This is a genomic window from Candidatus Sodalis pierantonius str. SOPE (genome assembly GCF_000517405.1).
GTDB lineage: Bacteria > Pseudomonadota > Gammaproteobacteria > Enterobacterales > Enterobacteriaceae > Sodalis_C > Sodalis_C pierantonii.
Genome location: NZ_CP006568.1, coordinates 1,578,095 through 1,592,565, shown reverse-complemented (window position 1 = coordinate 1,592,565; position 14,471 = coordinate 1,578,095). Strand labels below are relative to the sequence as shown.

Genomic DNA, 14,471 nt, shown 5'->3' with positions numbered 1-14,471 from the left:
CGAGCGCTGGCGCAATCCTGCGGAGAGAAACATGCGTTGAAACATTTGCGGCAATAAGTTATTGAACTTGATGTCGGCGCTAATAAGCCAAATATGCTTTGGCGAATATTCAAATATTATAATAAATGCAAAATAAATAGTTTTACCGCTATTTCTTATGCCAGCGCTAAATAGAACAGCGGCAATGGGCAAGTCATATGAAAAATGCCCGCCGCTAATGTCGCATTCAGTTACAATTTAGGCGGGTACGGCGATCTCTGGTTGCCGTGAAAAACCCGTTTGCTCTCTCCGTCCGCGTTGATGCGCCCTGACCCGGTTGACGTCGGGGAATCGCGGGCGCGCACTGCATCGCGCTCCAGAAGGTCATGGCCAGGAAGCCGGTTATTTTTGCAAAAGGAAGTGATATGTACGTTGACCTACAGGGGCGTTCGCGCCCAGCCTTGGCGCCGCGCGCGATGTCGCTGCTGGCGTTATTTGCTTGCGGTGTTGCCCCCGGCGCGTGCGCCGGGGAAATCCTTGCCGCCGAACGCGACGTCCGTTTGGCACAGGCGCCCATTGTACCAAAGGAGAGCGATACCCTCGCCGATTCCGCCGAGCAGGACGTCATTACCGTGACCGCCCCCAAGGGGTCCCCACTCTCGGTGTCTCTGGCGCCCAAAATACCGCGACAGCCCGTGCCCGCCAGCGACGGCGCCGATTACCTGAAAATCATTCCCGGTTTTGCGCTAATCCGCAATGGCGGCACCAATGGCGATCTGGTGTTCCGCGGGATGTTCGGTTCCCGGCTGCGCATGCTGGTGGACGGGGGAGAAATGCTCGGCTCCTGCTCTTCACGCATGGATTCCCCTAGCGCCTATATTTCCCCGGAAAGTTTTGACATCGTGTCGTTAACTAAAGGTCCCCAGACCGTCCTGTGGGGACCGAGCGCCTCCGCCGGCACCTTACGCTTTGAAAGGCTGCCGCAGCGCTTTGACGCGCCGGGGATGACGGTGCACGCCAGCGCGCTCGCCGGCTCAAGCGGGCGGTTAGACGAGAATATTGATGGCGCTTTCGGCAACGCGTCAGGCTATCTGCGCTTAATGGGCAATGTCTTCCGCGCCGGCGATTATCAAGATGGCGCGGGTCAGCGGGTCTATTCCGGCTGGCGTAAATGGAGCAGCGATGTGGCGGCCGGCTTTACCCCGACACCCGATACCTTGATGGAGCTGACGGTGGGTCGCGGGGACGGCAATGCCCGTTACGCCGCACGCGGTATGGACGGTACCCGCTTTGCGCGGGAAAGCATTGGCCTGCGCTTCGAGCAGCATGCGCTAGGCGAGGTGCTGGACAGCGTCGAAATGCGGGGCTAGTACCATTACACCGATCACGTCATGGATAACTCTGCCCGGTGCAGCGCGCAGCGCCTGTCGCGTCAAGGCGGCGCCACATCCGGCAATTGGGTCCCCCTGCGCAGCAACGTTGACCGTTTGACGCTCGGGGGCCGCGGCATCGGCACCTGGCAATGGCAAGATGTAGAATTGCAGGGCGGGGCGGACTTGCAGGTCAACCGGCACCGGAGAAAGGTTGGCGGCCGCTGGCAGGAGGACGCGGAATTTCAGAATAGCGGCCTGTTTGCAGAAGTCAGTTGGCGGTTCAGGCCGACGCAGACGTTGATAAGCGGCATGCGCCTTGAGCATACCGCGGCGCAGTACCATGGCGCGCGCGGCTCGGAGCGACGCCGCGAGGTGTATCCCGCCGCCTTTGTTCGCCTGGAGCACCAGCCCGAGACGCTGCCATTGATGACCTATGTCGGCGTGGGGTTAACCGAGCGGTTCCCGGACTATTGAGAACTCATTACGCTCAGAGCCGGTCGGGGCGCCGGGCAGGATGCATTTCACCGGCTCAAGCGCGAGAAAACCGCGCAGCTCGATTTCGGCGCGCATTGGCAACTGGCGCCGCTGGACGCCTGGGCATCGGCCTATATCGGCCAGGTGCAGGATTTTATCTTGTTCCGCTATGGCGTTCCGCGCCCGAACGCCAGCCGGGCAGACAATATCGATGCCCGCATTTACGGCGGCGAGACCGGGTTGGGTTACCGCTTCAATGAACGCTTGCGGCTCGAAAGCAGCCTGGCCTGGGCGTTTGGGGAAAATCGGGATACGCGCCGGCCGCTGCCGCAGATCCCGCCGCTCGAGGAGCGGCTGGCGTTGACCTGGGACGCGGGGGACTTGAGCGCCCCCGCGCTGTGGCGGCGCAACGCCGAATCGCGCTTAACGAAGGCAATGTGGTCGGCAAGGATTTTGACCGCAGCGTTGGCTTTGGCGTTATGTCGGCCAATATGGCTTGGCAGGCCGCCGCCAATATCAAAATCAGCGCCGGGGTGGATAATTTGTTCAACAGACGCTATAGCGAACACCTTAACCTGGCGGGCAACCGCGGTTTTGGCTACTCCGCGGATGCGCCGCTGCTGGAGCCGGGCCGCACGATCTGGGCCAGGGCCGGTGTAACGTTCTAACGCCAGTGCGACATGCGTCGCGTCGCGCTGGCACTATGGCAGCCGGTGGATCTAACGCAGGGGAGTCAAGAATAACTTTTTAACCGCCAATTCAGCAGGTGCTACACTGTGAAGTTGCGCCCCTGCGTAAGGCAATGGCGGTAACAGCGGGCTGAAGGGCTGGCGCATGCCAGCCATGACGCCTTTAGCCTGTTCCCGTAAACCCATCAGCTGCCGCTCGGCATAAACGGCATTCCGGCGCCATGGGCAGCCGTCGACGATGGACCGGCGTTGTGCGGCCGTTGCCATTTAGCGCCGCCGCGGTTTTGCTGATAACGTTGCCACCTTGGGTATCACTACGCCCGTCAAAACGTCCCGCGCGGCTGGCGCCGTACGCTACCGTCGAGCGAAAACGTGTAGGCGGCGCCGAAAGCCAACGTTGAGCGAGAAAGATTTCGGCTGGTGCCGAAGGCCAACGTTGAGCAAGAAACACTCCGGCTGGCGCCGTCCGGCGTGACTGAGGAATTGATCGTACCGATCGTATCGGCGCTGCGACGGGTAAGCAGCGCGCTCGACGCGCGCAGGCTATTTGACTTGACGCGGACCGGTGAGACGGTCCGCCAGCGTTTAGGGCTCATCAATATGAGAGCATTATGTCCGCAGAAAAAATCCCCGTATGGTTTATCACCGGCTGCTCTACAGGGTTTGGCCGGGAGTTGGCGAAACGCGTATTGTCACGCGGCTGGCGGGCGGTGATCACCGCCCGTGATGTGCAGCAGGTCGCGACACTCGCGCAGGACGCGCCCGATCGCGCGATGGCGTTGGATGTGACCGATGACGCGGCGATCGCCAGCGCGGTCAAGGCGGCGGTCGACAAATTCGGCGCTATCGATGTCCTGGTAAATAATGCTGGTTACGGTTACCAAAGCGCCGTTGAGGAAGGTGTGGAGGAGGAAATCCGCGCGCAATTCGACACTAATGTATTCGGCCTGTTTGCCTTAACCCGTGCGGTGCTGCCGTTGATGCGCGCGCAGCGCCAAGGGTATGTTATCAATATCACCTCGGTGGCGGGGCTGGTGGGCTTCCCCAGTTCCGGTTATTACGCGGCAAGCAAGCACTCCGTCGAAGGCTGGTCAGATGCGTTACAGGCGGAGTGCGCGCCGCTGGGCATCAAAGTGACCTGCGTCGAACCGGGTCCGTTTCGCACCGATTGGGCCGGGCGCTACCTGTGCCAAACGCCGAGTACGCTGGCGGATTATGCCGATACTGCCGCGGCTCGGATGAAAACCACCGCCGCCAACAGCGGCAAACAGGCCGGTGATCCGGTGCGCGCCGCCGACGCAATGCTGGATCTGATCCTGCACGGGCGGCCGCCGCGCCATCTGGTGCTTGGCGCCTGGGGATTCGAGACGGTGACCGGCAAATTACGCGAGCGGTTAGATGAAATGGCGGCCTGGCGCGACGTCAGCCTCGGCGCCGATTACCCGCAATAGGCACGCTGCACTGCGGCGAGCGCAACGCGCCTGGTGATCGGCGGCGGCCGTCCGCTTCGGCGCGAGCTATCTGCCCTGGGCGATATTCCATGGCCGCGTTAACGCCGCAGGTAAACCTGCGGCACGCCATCATCTTCTTGGGTTTGTACGCGAAGATCGGCGTGATAGCAGGCGCGCAATTGCGCTTCCGTCAAGACCTCCGCCGGCGTACCGCTGGCGATAAGTCGCCCTTGCCGCAGCAACAGTATCCGATCGGCCCATAGCGCCGCCAGATTGACATCATGCAGTACGCCGCAAACGGCCAGCTTGCCCGCGCGGGTGAGTTGATACAACAGGCGCAGCAATGCCTGTTGGTGATAGAGATCCAGCGCCGAGGTGGGTTCATCGAGAAACAGTCATCCCGCCGGTCCGTCCTGCCGCCATAATTGCGCCAGCGTCATCGCCAGGCGCACCCGCTGCTGCTCACCGCCGGACAACCGGCGGAACTCCCGCTGCGCCAACATCTCGCAGCCGGTCAGCGTCATTACCTCCTCGAGCAAGGGAGCGCTGAGCGGCCGGCCAGGCGGTCAGCGCGCGTCCCTGCAATCGACACTGTCCCTGGAGTGGATCGAGATAGCCGCTCAACAACCGTAAAAGGGTCGATTCACCGGCGCCGTTGGGGCCAATCAGGGTCACCATCTCACCCGGCGCCAATGTCAGCGAGACGGCCTCGATCAGCAGGCGCCCGCCAACGCGGTAATGAAGATTGTCGGCGCGCAAAAACTACTCAGACACCGGCCGCCTCCCGTCTGCGCAGGATCAACCACAAAAACCACGGACCGCCCAACAGGCTGGTCAGCAGCCCTACCGGCATCTCCGCCGGGGCCACGGCGGTCCGCGCTACCGTATCCGCTAGCAGCAGCAATATGGCGCCGGCAAGGGTCGCGCCGGGCAACAGCCAGTGGTGATCGGCCCCGAGCGTCATGCGAATCAGGTGTGGCATCACCAGGCCAACGAAGCCGATCACGCCGCTGACCGCCACCGCCGTCGCTACCAGCAGTGCGCTCGACAACAGCAGACGGCGCTGGGTTCGTTTGACGTCCACGCCAAGGTAATGCGCCTCTTCCTCACCCAGTTGGAGCACATTGAGCGCGGTGGACAACCGTTGCACCAGCAGCGCCGCGGGCAATATCAGCGATGCGGCGGTAGCCACCGTCGGCCCCTGGGCCTGACCGATACTGCCCATGCCCCATAATGACAGTTGGCGCAACTGCTGGTCGTTGCTTAACCAGGAGAGCACGCCGGTCGCCGCGCCGCATAAGGCATTGATGGCGATGCCGGCGAGCAACAGACGCGCCAGACCGGCGCTGAAACTGCTTAAAGAGAAAATCACCACGGTCACGGCGAGGCTGCCGATAAAGGCCGCCGCCATCGATGAGTAGAGCGCGAAAATCGGCGTCAGCGTAAAGGGCAATACTACCGACATCCCGACCGCCAGCGCCGCGCCGCTGCTAATGCCGAGCAGCCCAGGATCGGCCAGCGGATTGCGAAACAGCCCCTGCATCACCGCGCCGGAGAGCGCCAGCGCGGCGCCCACCAGCAGCGCCACCCGCGGCAGCCGTATACTGAACCAGATTTGCCAGAGCATGCCGTCGCCGGGGCTGTGCCAGACATTAGAAAGCGTGAGCCGCATAGCGCCGGATCCCGCCGCGGCCACGGCTAATGCCAGCATCAGCGCCAACATCATTCCCAAAATGAGCAGAGGTTTAGTCGCGCGCATAGGGCTCAGGGCTGCCTGGCCGCGGCCGTGCGCAGCTTGACTATCGCCGCTGGTGTATCCAGACCGAAACCCAGCAGCGCCATATCGTCCAGCACCAGCAGCCGGTGATGTTTCCCCGCCAGCGTCATCGCCAGTCCCGGTAATTGCCAGACTTTCTCCTCGCCGCCGAGAGTTTTTACCCCGTCAGCGGTCAGCAGCACCATATCCGGCGCGCAGGCGATGATGCCCTCCGCGGATAGTGGCTGATAACGGCTGAAGCTCTGCATGGCATTTTCCAGCCCGGCGGCGCGAATAGCCGCATCCGCGGCGGTATCTTTACCGGCGGCCATCGCCGACATGCCGCTATGGCTAAGAATGAATAGTACTTTGACCGGCAGCGTGCCGGCGGGGATGGCGTTCAACTGGTCATGTAATTGGGCAATCAGTTTTTCGCCTTGCGGCGTGCGGTCCAGCGCGCCGGCGACGGTTTGAATTTTGCGGTCGATGGCGCTAAGGGAGGTCTCGCCCGGCACGCTGACCACCCGTACCCCGCTATCGGCCACCTGCTTGAGCGCCAGCGAGGGTTTGGCCAGCTCGCTTGCCAGCACTAAGGTCGGGCGCAGAGCCAGAATGCCCTCCGCGTTCAATTGCCGCAGGTAACCGACATCCGGTAAGCGACGCACCTGATCAGCGGGCTTAAGACTGGTACTGTCGCGCTCCACCACCTCCGCACCGCCACCCAGGGCAAACGCGATTTCGGTCACATCGCCCCCGATGGTAACCACCCGCTGTTCGGCCAGCAGCGTAAAGGGCATGGTGAGAAGCGCCAGCGCCAGACAACCTCGCGCGCCGGAACCTAACCCGCAGCCGATGAACGGCTGAAAGGCGTGGGCGGCGCGGCACCCGGCGCTGCCGGGCGGCAAGCCGCCGTAAACGGTCAAGTGAGGATTGCGCCACGTCATCCGAGTTAAAAAAATGATAACACCCGACGCGGGCTTTCCGCTGCCGTCAGGAAAAACGCCGCGTGTGGCCTCTCGGGCGCAGGTCGGTAAACCGGCGGCGGCAGGGTAACGCTCTGGCGTAAACGGCGTGATTCATGATAGGCGTTAACGGTCTCTGTTTGGGCGGGGCGATAGCAAGGCGTCGGTCCCGGCTTTTGGCCGTTTGCCGCCGCGAAAGGGGATCGCAATCCCTTTAGCTGGAAAAATAATACGAACTATTATCGTTATCAATATCGAACTGCAATTTTTTTTGCTTAAAAGGCATGTAATATAGAGGGTTATACGGGAGCGCGCCTTACGCGTTAAACCCTCTATGGCGTCTCGGGAGACGGGAAAAAGAGCGTAAAGCGCGTTAGGCGATCCTGGCTCTTCACCGCGCAGTGGCCGTGATGCAGCTGCATAATGCTGCGCACGATAGAAAGCCCCAGACCGCTGCCGGTGGCAGAATCGTGGCGGGACGCATCGACCCGATAGAAACGGTCAAATATTCGCGCCTGCTGCGCCGCGGCGATGGTGTCGCCGTGGTTCTCCACCGACAGCGTCACGCCCTCGCGCTGCGTTTGGACAATCACCCGGATGGTACTGCCGCTTTGTGCGAAGCGGATCGCATTGGCCAGCAAATTGGCGAGCACGCGCCGCAACAGGTCGCCGTCGGCCCAGAGGGTGCCCTCCGTGGGATAGACCACCGTCAGCTGACGCTCCTCGGCCGGCCCCTTAAAATAGTCCGCCAGCGGCGGCAACACCGTCACCAGATTAACATGTTCGCAATGGATCGCTTGGCTGGCGTCCTGCGCCTGCGCCAGAAACAGCATGCTGTCAATCATGCGCGATAATCTCAACAGCTCTTCAAAGTTGGATCCAAGCAGCGTTTCATAGTACTTGAGGCTGCGATTCTGCGTCAGCGCCACCTCCGTTTGCCCGAGTAGGTTGGCAATCGGCGTTCGCAGATCGTGGGCCATATCGGCCGACACCTGGCTGAGCTGCTGAAAGCTGGTTTCCAACCGATCGAGCATTTGATTGAAGGCCGCCACCAGTGCCAGTAGCGCCCGCGGTACGTGATGTAGCCGGATGCGCCAGGCCAAATGGCGCACGTCGATGGCGGCGGTTTCCTGCGCCAGGCGATGCAGGGGGCGCAGCCCGCGTCGGGTCAAAAACGCGACGCTGAGCGCGGCAATGGCGGTGGCGACGATGATCAGCAACAGCATTTGGTGGCGGTAGCCCGCCAGCGTGCTGGTACGCTCCGTCATGAGCCTGCCGGTAATAATTTCCACCTCACCCGGGCCGTTGCGCGTTTTCGCCAGGGCGGAGGCGGAGATAAACGGCGTGCCGTCGCGCGCAAGCTCGTGACGCACATTTTTCAACGCCAGCGGCTGCTGGGCGGGCACCGCGGGGATGTCCGGTATGGTTGCCTTGCCGGGGTTGACTTCAATAAGCGGCGGTTGACCGGGAAAGCGCAGCACCAGCAGCGACTCGGTATTGCCGAGCATATTGGCAAACAGCCGTGGCTTGGTATGAATGAGCTCCAGCACATCTTCGTTAAGCAACAGGGTGCGGATCTGATCCATCCGGTTCAGCAGGGCCGCATCGTCACGCACGCTGATTTGTTGCGCCAGCGATTGATACAGCGCCATCCCCGTCAGGATCATGACCAGCAGCACGGTAGTGGAAATCAACAGCGACAGGCGCGCGGTCAGCGACAGGCTTTTCATGGCGTATCGTCGTCCTCGCAGCGGTAGCCCACGCCGTGCACGGTATGGATAAGGGGGCGAGGAAAGGTTCGTCGACTTTTTGCCGTAGACGGCGCATGGCCACATCTACCACATTGGTATCGCTATTGAAATTCATATCCCAGACCCGCGAGGCTATCAAGGTACGGCTCATCACCTGTCCGGGATTGGACATTAGCAATTGCAGCAGGTTGAACTCTTTATTGGTCAGATCGATTCGCCGGCCGGCCCGCTCCACGCGCCGTTTGGCGATATCCAGCCGCAGGTCGGCCACCGCGAGAAGCTCTTCGCATTTCACCTGCATGCCGCGCCGCAGCGCGGTACGGATGCGGGCGAGCAGTTCGGCAAAGGAGAAGGGCTTGATGAGGTAATCGTCCGCCCCCAGCTCCAGCCCTTTAATGCGGTCGTCGACGGTGCTTTTGGCGGTAAGAAAAATCACCGGTGTATCCAGCAGAGAATCCAGCGTTTTCATGACCTCCCACCCGTTTACCTCCGGCATCATCACGTCGAGCAGTATTAAGTCGTAATGGTACTCCTGGACCATAAACAGCCCTTCGCGGCCGTCGCTCGCGGCATCAACGACATAACCTGATTCGGTTAAACCGCTGCGCATATATTCCCGTGCTTTGGGTTCATCATCAATGACCAGTATTTTCATCGTTCACTCCGTCGCAGCAAGGGAATAGTGCGCAGCGGGGGATCATTTCACCGCCTGCGCGGCGGCCTGCTCGATCAATGCCGCCACCTCTTTAGGATGGGATTCATACACCGAATGGCTGGCGCCGGCAACTTCTACCGTATGGCTTTTGGCGCGTTGAGCATACATCCGTTCTAAATCCGGATTGATGATTTTGTCCGCTTTGGCGACCATGTACCAGCTGGGTTTGGTTTTCCAGGCCGGGTTGTCGATGGTCGTGGAGAAGATACCGGCGGCGGTGGGCATCTGCGCCTGTGCTTCAAATTTAGCCTGTTTGGCGGGCAAGATCCGCCGCGAAGTCACCGGGGTAATTGGCCGGCGCCAGCATCATAAAACCATCCGGCGTTTTCACATACGGATGCGCGTTGTTGGGGTATTTTTTGCCGTTACCGCCGCTCGACTCGCCGACGTCCAGCGCATGGGCCGCGATTTACACCAGGTCCGCCACGTGCGAATCATTGCCCGCTTCGCTGATGATCGTACCGCCGTAGCTGTGGCCCACCAGGATGACGGGGCCGTCCTGCTGGTCCAGGACGCGTTGGGTGGCGGCGACGTCTTCCTTGAACGAGGTCAGGGGCTCCTGCACCAGCGTCACCTTATAGCCATCTTGGGTAAGAATGTCATAGACCGGGCGCCAGCCGGCCCCGCCGACAAAGGCGCCGTGCACCAGGACGATGTTTTTTACGTTTTCGGCCTGTGCTGCGGTGCTGACGCCCGCCATCAGACAGACGGTAGAAAGGGCGATGATCTTGATGGATTGGTTTCATGGCGTGTTCCTCTCGTGAGTAAGTATAGGTGTTCATTTCATAGAGGAGTGTAGGCGGGTGAAACTGACCGCGGCATGAGCGAGTTATGACAAAAGTATGACGTCGCCGGTGGCCAATAGCGCAGAGCGGCCCGGAGCAAATCCGATACTCACCGGCGTCAGCGCACCTGCGCCGGACGGCGACGCGTAATGTGGGCCAAGAGTGTGCGCCGGGTTCCGACAGGGCCGCGCCGTCGGCCGTCTTAGCCCAAATTAATGAGGCGGAACGTCGCGCGGTAACGACGAAATGCCCAGATACACAGCCCCAGGCCCAGCAAATGCGTACGGCGCTGGGGTCGCGCTATCATCTTTACAGCGTAGCGTTTGGCCGGTTTGCGGTGTTGTATGACGAGGCGGACACCGCCGATCTGTTGGACACCATCCGCCGTCTGCGTAAAACACTCAACACGGGCCATGCGCGTTTCTCTACCCTGCCTTTTGAACTGAACACCGGCTTGACCAGCTTTAGCGCTTCAGCTCGACGCCAGCCGCAGCAAATTCTGCGCGAATGCATGAGCGCGCTGCACGACGCGCTAGGCAGTAAGCAGGGGGTGATGCGCTATCATCCGGATAATGATCTCTCGCAGCAGCGCTTAACCACCCTGGTGCAGGATCTGACGAAGCGGATTTCCGCCGCCGCGGGATTTGCCGTTTATTACCAACCGAAATTGAATTTGCGTACCGGGATGATTGAAAGCGCCGAGGCGCTGATCCGCTGGCGGCACCCGCTGTTTGGCGATATCTCGCCGGCGGAGTTCATCCCTGTGGCGGAAAAGTCCGGGTCGATCTCCGCCATTACCCGCTGGGTGCTGCGTGAAGTGCTAAAACATATGGCGCTGTGGCGCGAGGAGGGGCGGCCGCTATCGGTATCGGTATCGGTATCAGTATCAGTATCAGTATCGGTCAATGTATCGGTGCAGGATCTCTCTAGCGAGCGTTTTCTGCGGCTGATGCGCGAGCTGAAAAAAGCATACCCGGCGTCGGCGGCCCTATTGGAGCTGGAATGCCTGGAAACGCAGGAAATCTTGCATAATCAACGGGCGTTAACCCACCTTGACGCGCTCAAACGCGAAGGTTATCGTATTGCCATTGACGATTTCGGCGCCGGTTACAGCAATCTCGGCTATCTGATTACGATGCCGGCGGACGTTATTAAGATCGACCGTTCGCTGATAAGTAATATGGCGGAGGATGCGCGTAACCGGGTGATTCTGACCTATCTGATTAAAATGCTGTATGATTTGCACTATCAGGTGATCGCCGAGGGCGTCGAGGACCAGGCGACGTACGACGAAGTGGCCGCACTGGGGTTTGATGGCGCGCAGGGGTTTTATATCTCACGGCCGCTGCCCCTGGCGGCGTTCGATCAGTTTATGGCGACGGTGGGGCAGCCGTGGCGGGTCGAGCCCCACGCGACGGCCCCGATCTAAGCGCCCGGGCGTGTCGCCTGCGTCATCTCCCGCCACCGACCGGTGACGATGCGCTGTCCGCGGCGGACAGCAGCGTCGCGACGCTCGCTTCCGATAGCGCTTTGGAGAACAACGGCCCTTGTAGTTCATTGCAGCCGACCTTGCTTCAGCGCGGCGCGCTTTTCCTCACTGTCCACGCCACGGGCGGTGACCGATACGCCCATGGCGTGGCCCAGGCGTATCACCGATTCCATGATGGCCGCCGCATTGTCGTCTTGTCCCATATGTTGGATGAACGACGGGTCGATTTTGATTTTATCCACCGGGAAATGATTAAGGTGCCGGATGCTGGCGTAGCGGACGCCAAAATTTTCCACGGTAATGGTAAACCCGCTGGCCCGCAGCGCCAGAGAAGGATGCCGAGAGAGTAAACATCTTGATTAAACAACACGCTTTCGTTGATGCCGAGTTCGATGCGTGACGGATCGCACTGCTGTGCTTGAAGAATCGCCGTGGCGCGCTCGACGAAGTCGGGGCTGTAAAATTGCACTGGCGTGATGCTCACCGCGATAAACCGATCCGGCCATTGTTGCGCCACCCGGCAGGACTGCGTCAGCATCCATTCCCCCAAGGCAATGCTGAGCCCGCTCTCCTCGGCGACCCTCAGCAGTTGCGACGACGACAGATAACGGTGCGGGGGATGCTGCCAGCGCAATTGTGCCTCAAAGCCGACAATCTGTTCGCCCGTGATGTCCACCTGCGGCAGGAAATGGAGGGTCAAGGTGTCTTTGTGTTGGAGCGCGGCACGAAGATCGTCCGCCAGCGCCTCCCGCGCGCGCAGCGACTCGTCCAGCGACTGCTCGAACCACTGTAACCCGTCGCGACCGCGGGCCTTGGCGGCATAAAGGGCGATATCGGCCTTGCGTTTCAAGTCCTCTTTCTCAATAGCATCCGCCGGGGCCAGCGCAACACCAATGCTGACCCCGATAAAGATATCGCGTCCGCCGAGCGCGAAAGGCTGTTTGACGGCATCGATGATACGCAGACCGAGCGCCCGCACCGCTTCCCGCGCTTTGACGTCGCGTAGCAAAATCAGGAATTCATCGCCCCCGGTGCGCGCCACCACATCGCCTTCGCGCACCAGACTGCACAGCCGCGTTGCCACGGCTTTGATCAGCGCATCCCCGCCGTGATGGCCCCGACTGTCGTTGACCTGCTTGAACCGATCGAGATCCAGCGCCAGCAGCGCGACGCAGTCCGACTGGCGGGAAGTGTAGGCCAGCGCTTGCGCCTCGCTCGCTTGTAGCGCTATCAGGGTTTGGCGCAGGCGCAGCGCCGAACGCCAAATGGCGCGCATCATCCAGGCGATCACGACGAACAGCAAGATTGCCAGCGGGGGAATCACGGGCCAGATAGCGCGCAGCACCTCGGCGCCAGGATGTTGCGGCCGCCAGCGGAGGGAGCTGACCGTTTGTCCCTACGGGTCGACTAACGTTAGGGCGGTCTCGCGCCGGCCCGGAGGATTGTCGCTGAAACTGAGAGGGTTAAGCAGATGGTGATTGCTCAAATCGTTAATAAAAGCCGCGTCCAGCGGTACCACGCTGAGCAGATAAAATACCGGGTCGGTAGCGCTTGCCGGCGGTCGCACCGGGCTGGCCGGCAATACGGGCAAAGGCGGCAAAGCCGCGGGGCACAAGCTTACGGGGCGGCGTCAGACTGACGTGATTATCGCGCGCCGCCAGCGGAGTATTCTCCGACAGACGAGAGGCGGCATCAATGAGCCTTGCCGCCTGCGCCAGCAACGGCACTGGCGCCTGGGGCGAGACCGACAAGCCCTATAACGCGGCGTAGATCCCCTGCCGGTGGGCGTTGAGCAGGTAAACCTGCTGATGGTGAAATACCGTATACAGCCAGCTGCCAACATTTTCGTCCAGCCATTGCCTGTCCAATGTGGGCCGGATGAGTTGCGTGTACAGCGGCTGCCAGGCTGTGATGCTGTACTGCTGGACCGCCAGTTCTTGCAGGTGATGGGCGACGGACGCGCGCACCGTTTCCTGTTCACGTCGCACGACATTCGCGTTAATTTGCTGGGAGGTAAGCCACAGGCTGGCCGCCGCGACGCAAAGCGTTAGAAGTAACACCAGTAGTAAAGGGAACGAAACATTTTTGAAAAAAGTGCGGCGGAATCCCTCGGGTAAAGCCATACGATTATTCAACAGTCAATGTTTCCTGTCGCGCCACCGCGGGCGCCGGTCGTGGTAGTGTCTTTCAATAGACTAGAAAAAGGTGGTCGTTTAAGTAAGTTTTGTTCGCCCGCGTCGGCTGCCGCGGGCCTGAGCCGGCGCAAGGTTACCCGGCCGTCAATCGCGTCAGTAGCGTTGCGACCAGGGCCGCGCGTGGGGGCTATGGCGCCAGGGCGTCATCAGATGCTCCAGCGCCAGTACCATCAGGAAGCTGACCACGCCCAGCAGCGCCAGAAAAGCGATGGCGGCAAAAGTGCCGGCCGTGTTTAATCGGGAGTTGGCCTGCAACAGATAGGCGCCCAGCCCGCCGCTGGTGGAGGCTGTCCATTCGCCTATCACCGCGCCGGTCACGCTGAAGGTCGCAGAGAGCTTCAGGGCGGAAAATAGCGGGGTATAGGTGGCCGGCAGTTTGACATGGCGGAAAATGCCCAGCCGGCTGCCGCCCATGGACCGCACCAAATTCAGCATATCCCGATCGACGGAATGTAGCCCGTCGAGCACATTGACCACCACCGGGAAAAAGACGACCAGCGCGACGATGACCAACTTGGGCGCCAGGCCGAACCCCAGCCAGATAGTCAGGGCCGCCGAAATGGCGATAACCGGCACCGCCTGGCTGGCGATAAGAATCGGATACAATACGCTCCTTACCCAGGGCAGGGCATCCATTATCACCGCGAAGGCAAAGCCGGCGCCTAATACGAAGCCCAGCAAAAAAGTGAGAAAGGTTTGCCGGAAACCTGCCAGCAGCACCGGCAAATCAGCCAGAATATGGGCCCAGGTCAGCGCCGGCGAGGGCATTACATACGGCGGGATAGCCCACAGCTGGACCGCCGCGGCCCAGATGACGATGACCAGCAGTAGGGCGAGGAACGGTCCGCCTAC

General features: G+C 60.9%; 9 protein-coding genes and 5 pseudogenes. 3 read left to right on the top strand and 11 right to left on the bottom strand.

Features of this window, described 5'->3' with window-relative positions:
• Positions 1-455: 455 nt before the first annotated feature.
• Together SOPEG_RS31160 and SOPEG_RS08105 are read left to right on the top strand one after the other, a co-directional pair.
• Positions 456-2,494: pseudogene (locus SOPEG_RS31160) on the top strand (TonB-dependent copper receptor).
• A gap of 632 nt (positions 2,495-3,126) precedes the next feature.
• Positions 3,127-3,966, top strand: a complete 840-nt coding sequence (locus tag SOPEG_RS08105) for an oxidoreductase (RefSeq protein ID WP_025244961.1) — start codon at positions 3,127-3,129, stop codon at positions 3,964-3,966.
• 98 nt (positions 3,967-4,064) lie between these two features.
• Here the strand turns inward: SOPEG_RS08105 and SOPEG_RS08100 are convergent.
• From SOPEG_RS08100 to SOPEG_RS08075, 6 genes and pseudogenes are all read right to left on the bottom strand, one after another.
• Positions 4,065-4,725 (bottom strand): annotated as a pseudogene (locus SOPEG_RS08100) (heme ABC transporter ATP-binding protein).
• Positions 4,726-4,732: 7 nt separating this feature from the next.
• On the bottom strand, positions 4,733-5,725 hold the full coding sequence (locus SOPEG_RS08095; RefSeq protein WP_025244959.1) for a FecCD family ABC transporter permease: 993 nt from the start codon (positions 5,723-5,725) through the stop codon (positions 4,733-4,735).
• A 5-nt stretch (positions 5,726-5,730) separates the two neighbouring features.
• On the bottom strand, positions 5,731-6,519 hold the full coding sequence (locus SOPEG_RS08090) for a heme/hemin ABC transporter substrate-binding protein (RefSeq protein WP_038469806.1): 789 nt from the start codon (positions 6,517-6,519) through the stop codon (positions 5,731-5,733).
• A 497-nt stretch (positions 6,520-7,016) separates the two neighbouring features.
• Complete coding sequence (locus SOPEG_RS08085; protein WP_025244957.1) at positions 7,017-8,414, bottom strand: heavy metal sensor histidine kinase; 1,398 nt, start codon at positions 8,412-8,414, stop codon at positions 7,017-7,019.
• Positions 8,411-9,090: pseudogene (locus tag SOPEG_RS08080) on the bottom strand (heavy metal response regulator transcription factor). The gene SOPEG_RS08085 and the pseudogene SOPEG_RS08080 overlap by 4 nt, the downstream one beginning before the upstream one ends.
• Before the next feature lie 42 nt (positions 9,091-9,132).
• Positions 9,133-9,850, bottom strand: a pseudogene (locus tag SOPEG_RS08075) (alpha/beta fold hydrolase).
• A gap of 236 nt (positions 9,851-10,086) precedes the next feature.
• Here SOPEG_RS08075 and SOPEG_RS08070 point away from each other — a divergent pair.
• Entirely contained in the window at positions 10,087-11,364 is a 1,278-nt protein-coding gene (locus SOPEG_RS08070; protein ID WP_025244956.1) for an EAL domain-containing protein, read from the top strand.
• A gap of 125 nt (positions 11,365-11,489) precedes the next feature.
• Here SOPEG_RS08070 and SOPEG_RS30205 read toward each other — a convergent pair whose 3' ends face one another.
• From SOPEG_RS30205 to SOPEG_RS08055, 5 genes and pseudogenes are all read right to left on the bottom strand, one after another.
• Complete coding sequence (locus SOPEG_RS30205) at positions 11,490-11,720, bottom strand: EAL domain-containing protein (RefSeq protein WP_158382349.1); 231 nt, start codon at positions 11,718-11,720, stop codon at positions 11,490-11,492.
• A gap of 74 nt (positions 11,721-11,794) precedes the next feature.
• Positions 11,795-12,700: pseudogene (locus SOPEG_RS08065) on the bottom strand (putative bifunctional diguanylate cyclase/phosphodiesterase); the annotation flags it as partial.
• 214 nt (positions 12,701-12,914) lie between these two features.
• Positions 12,915-13,145, bottom strand: a complete 231-nt coding sequence (locus tag SOPEG_RS22655) for a hypothetical protein (protein ID WP_148297024.1) — start codon at positions 13,143-13,145, stop codon at positions 12,915-12,917.
• A gap of 33 nt (positions 13,146-13,178) precedes the next feature.
• Positions 13,179-13,559 carry a CHASE4 domain-containing protein gene (locus tag SOPEG_RS08060; RefSeq protein WP_148297023.1) on the bottom strand — a complete coding sequence of 127 codons (381 nt, stop codon included), beginning with the start codon at positions 13,557-13,559 and terminating at the stop codon, positions 13,179-13,181.
• Positions 13,560-13,712: 153 nt separating this feature from the next.
• Complete coding sequence (locus SOPEG_RS08055) at positions 13,713-14,387, bottom strand: ABC transporter permease (RefSeq protein ID WP_025244955.1); 675 nt, start codon at positions 14,385-14,387, stop codon at positions 13,713-13,715.
• Positions 14,388-14,471 lie beyond the last annotated feature (84 nt).

Coding starts and splice junctions, on each gene's coding strand:
- SOPEG_RS08105 (WP_025244961.1), top strand. CDS start 3,127: ATGTCCGCAGAAAAAATCCCCGTATGGTTTATCACCGGCTGCTCTACA.
- SOPEG_RS08095 (WP_025244959.1), bottom strand. CDS start 5,725: ATGCGCGCGACTAAACCTCTGCTCATTTTGGGAATGATGTTGGCGCTG.
- SOPEG_RS08090 (WP_038469806.1), bottom strand. CDS start 6,519: ATGCCCTTTACGCTGCTGGCCGAACAGCGGGTGGTTACCATCGGGGGC.
- SOPEG_RS08085 (WP_025244957.1), bottom strand. CDS start 8,414: ATGAAAAGCCTGTCGCTGACCGCGCGCCTGTCGCTGTTGATTTCCACT.
- SOPEG_RS08055 (WP_025244955.1), bottom strand. CDS start 14,387: ATGCCCTCGCCGGCGCTGACCTGGGCCCATATTCTGGCTGATTTGCCG.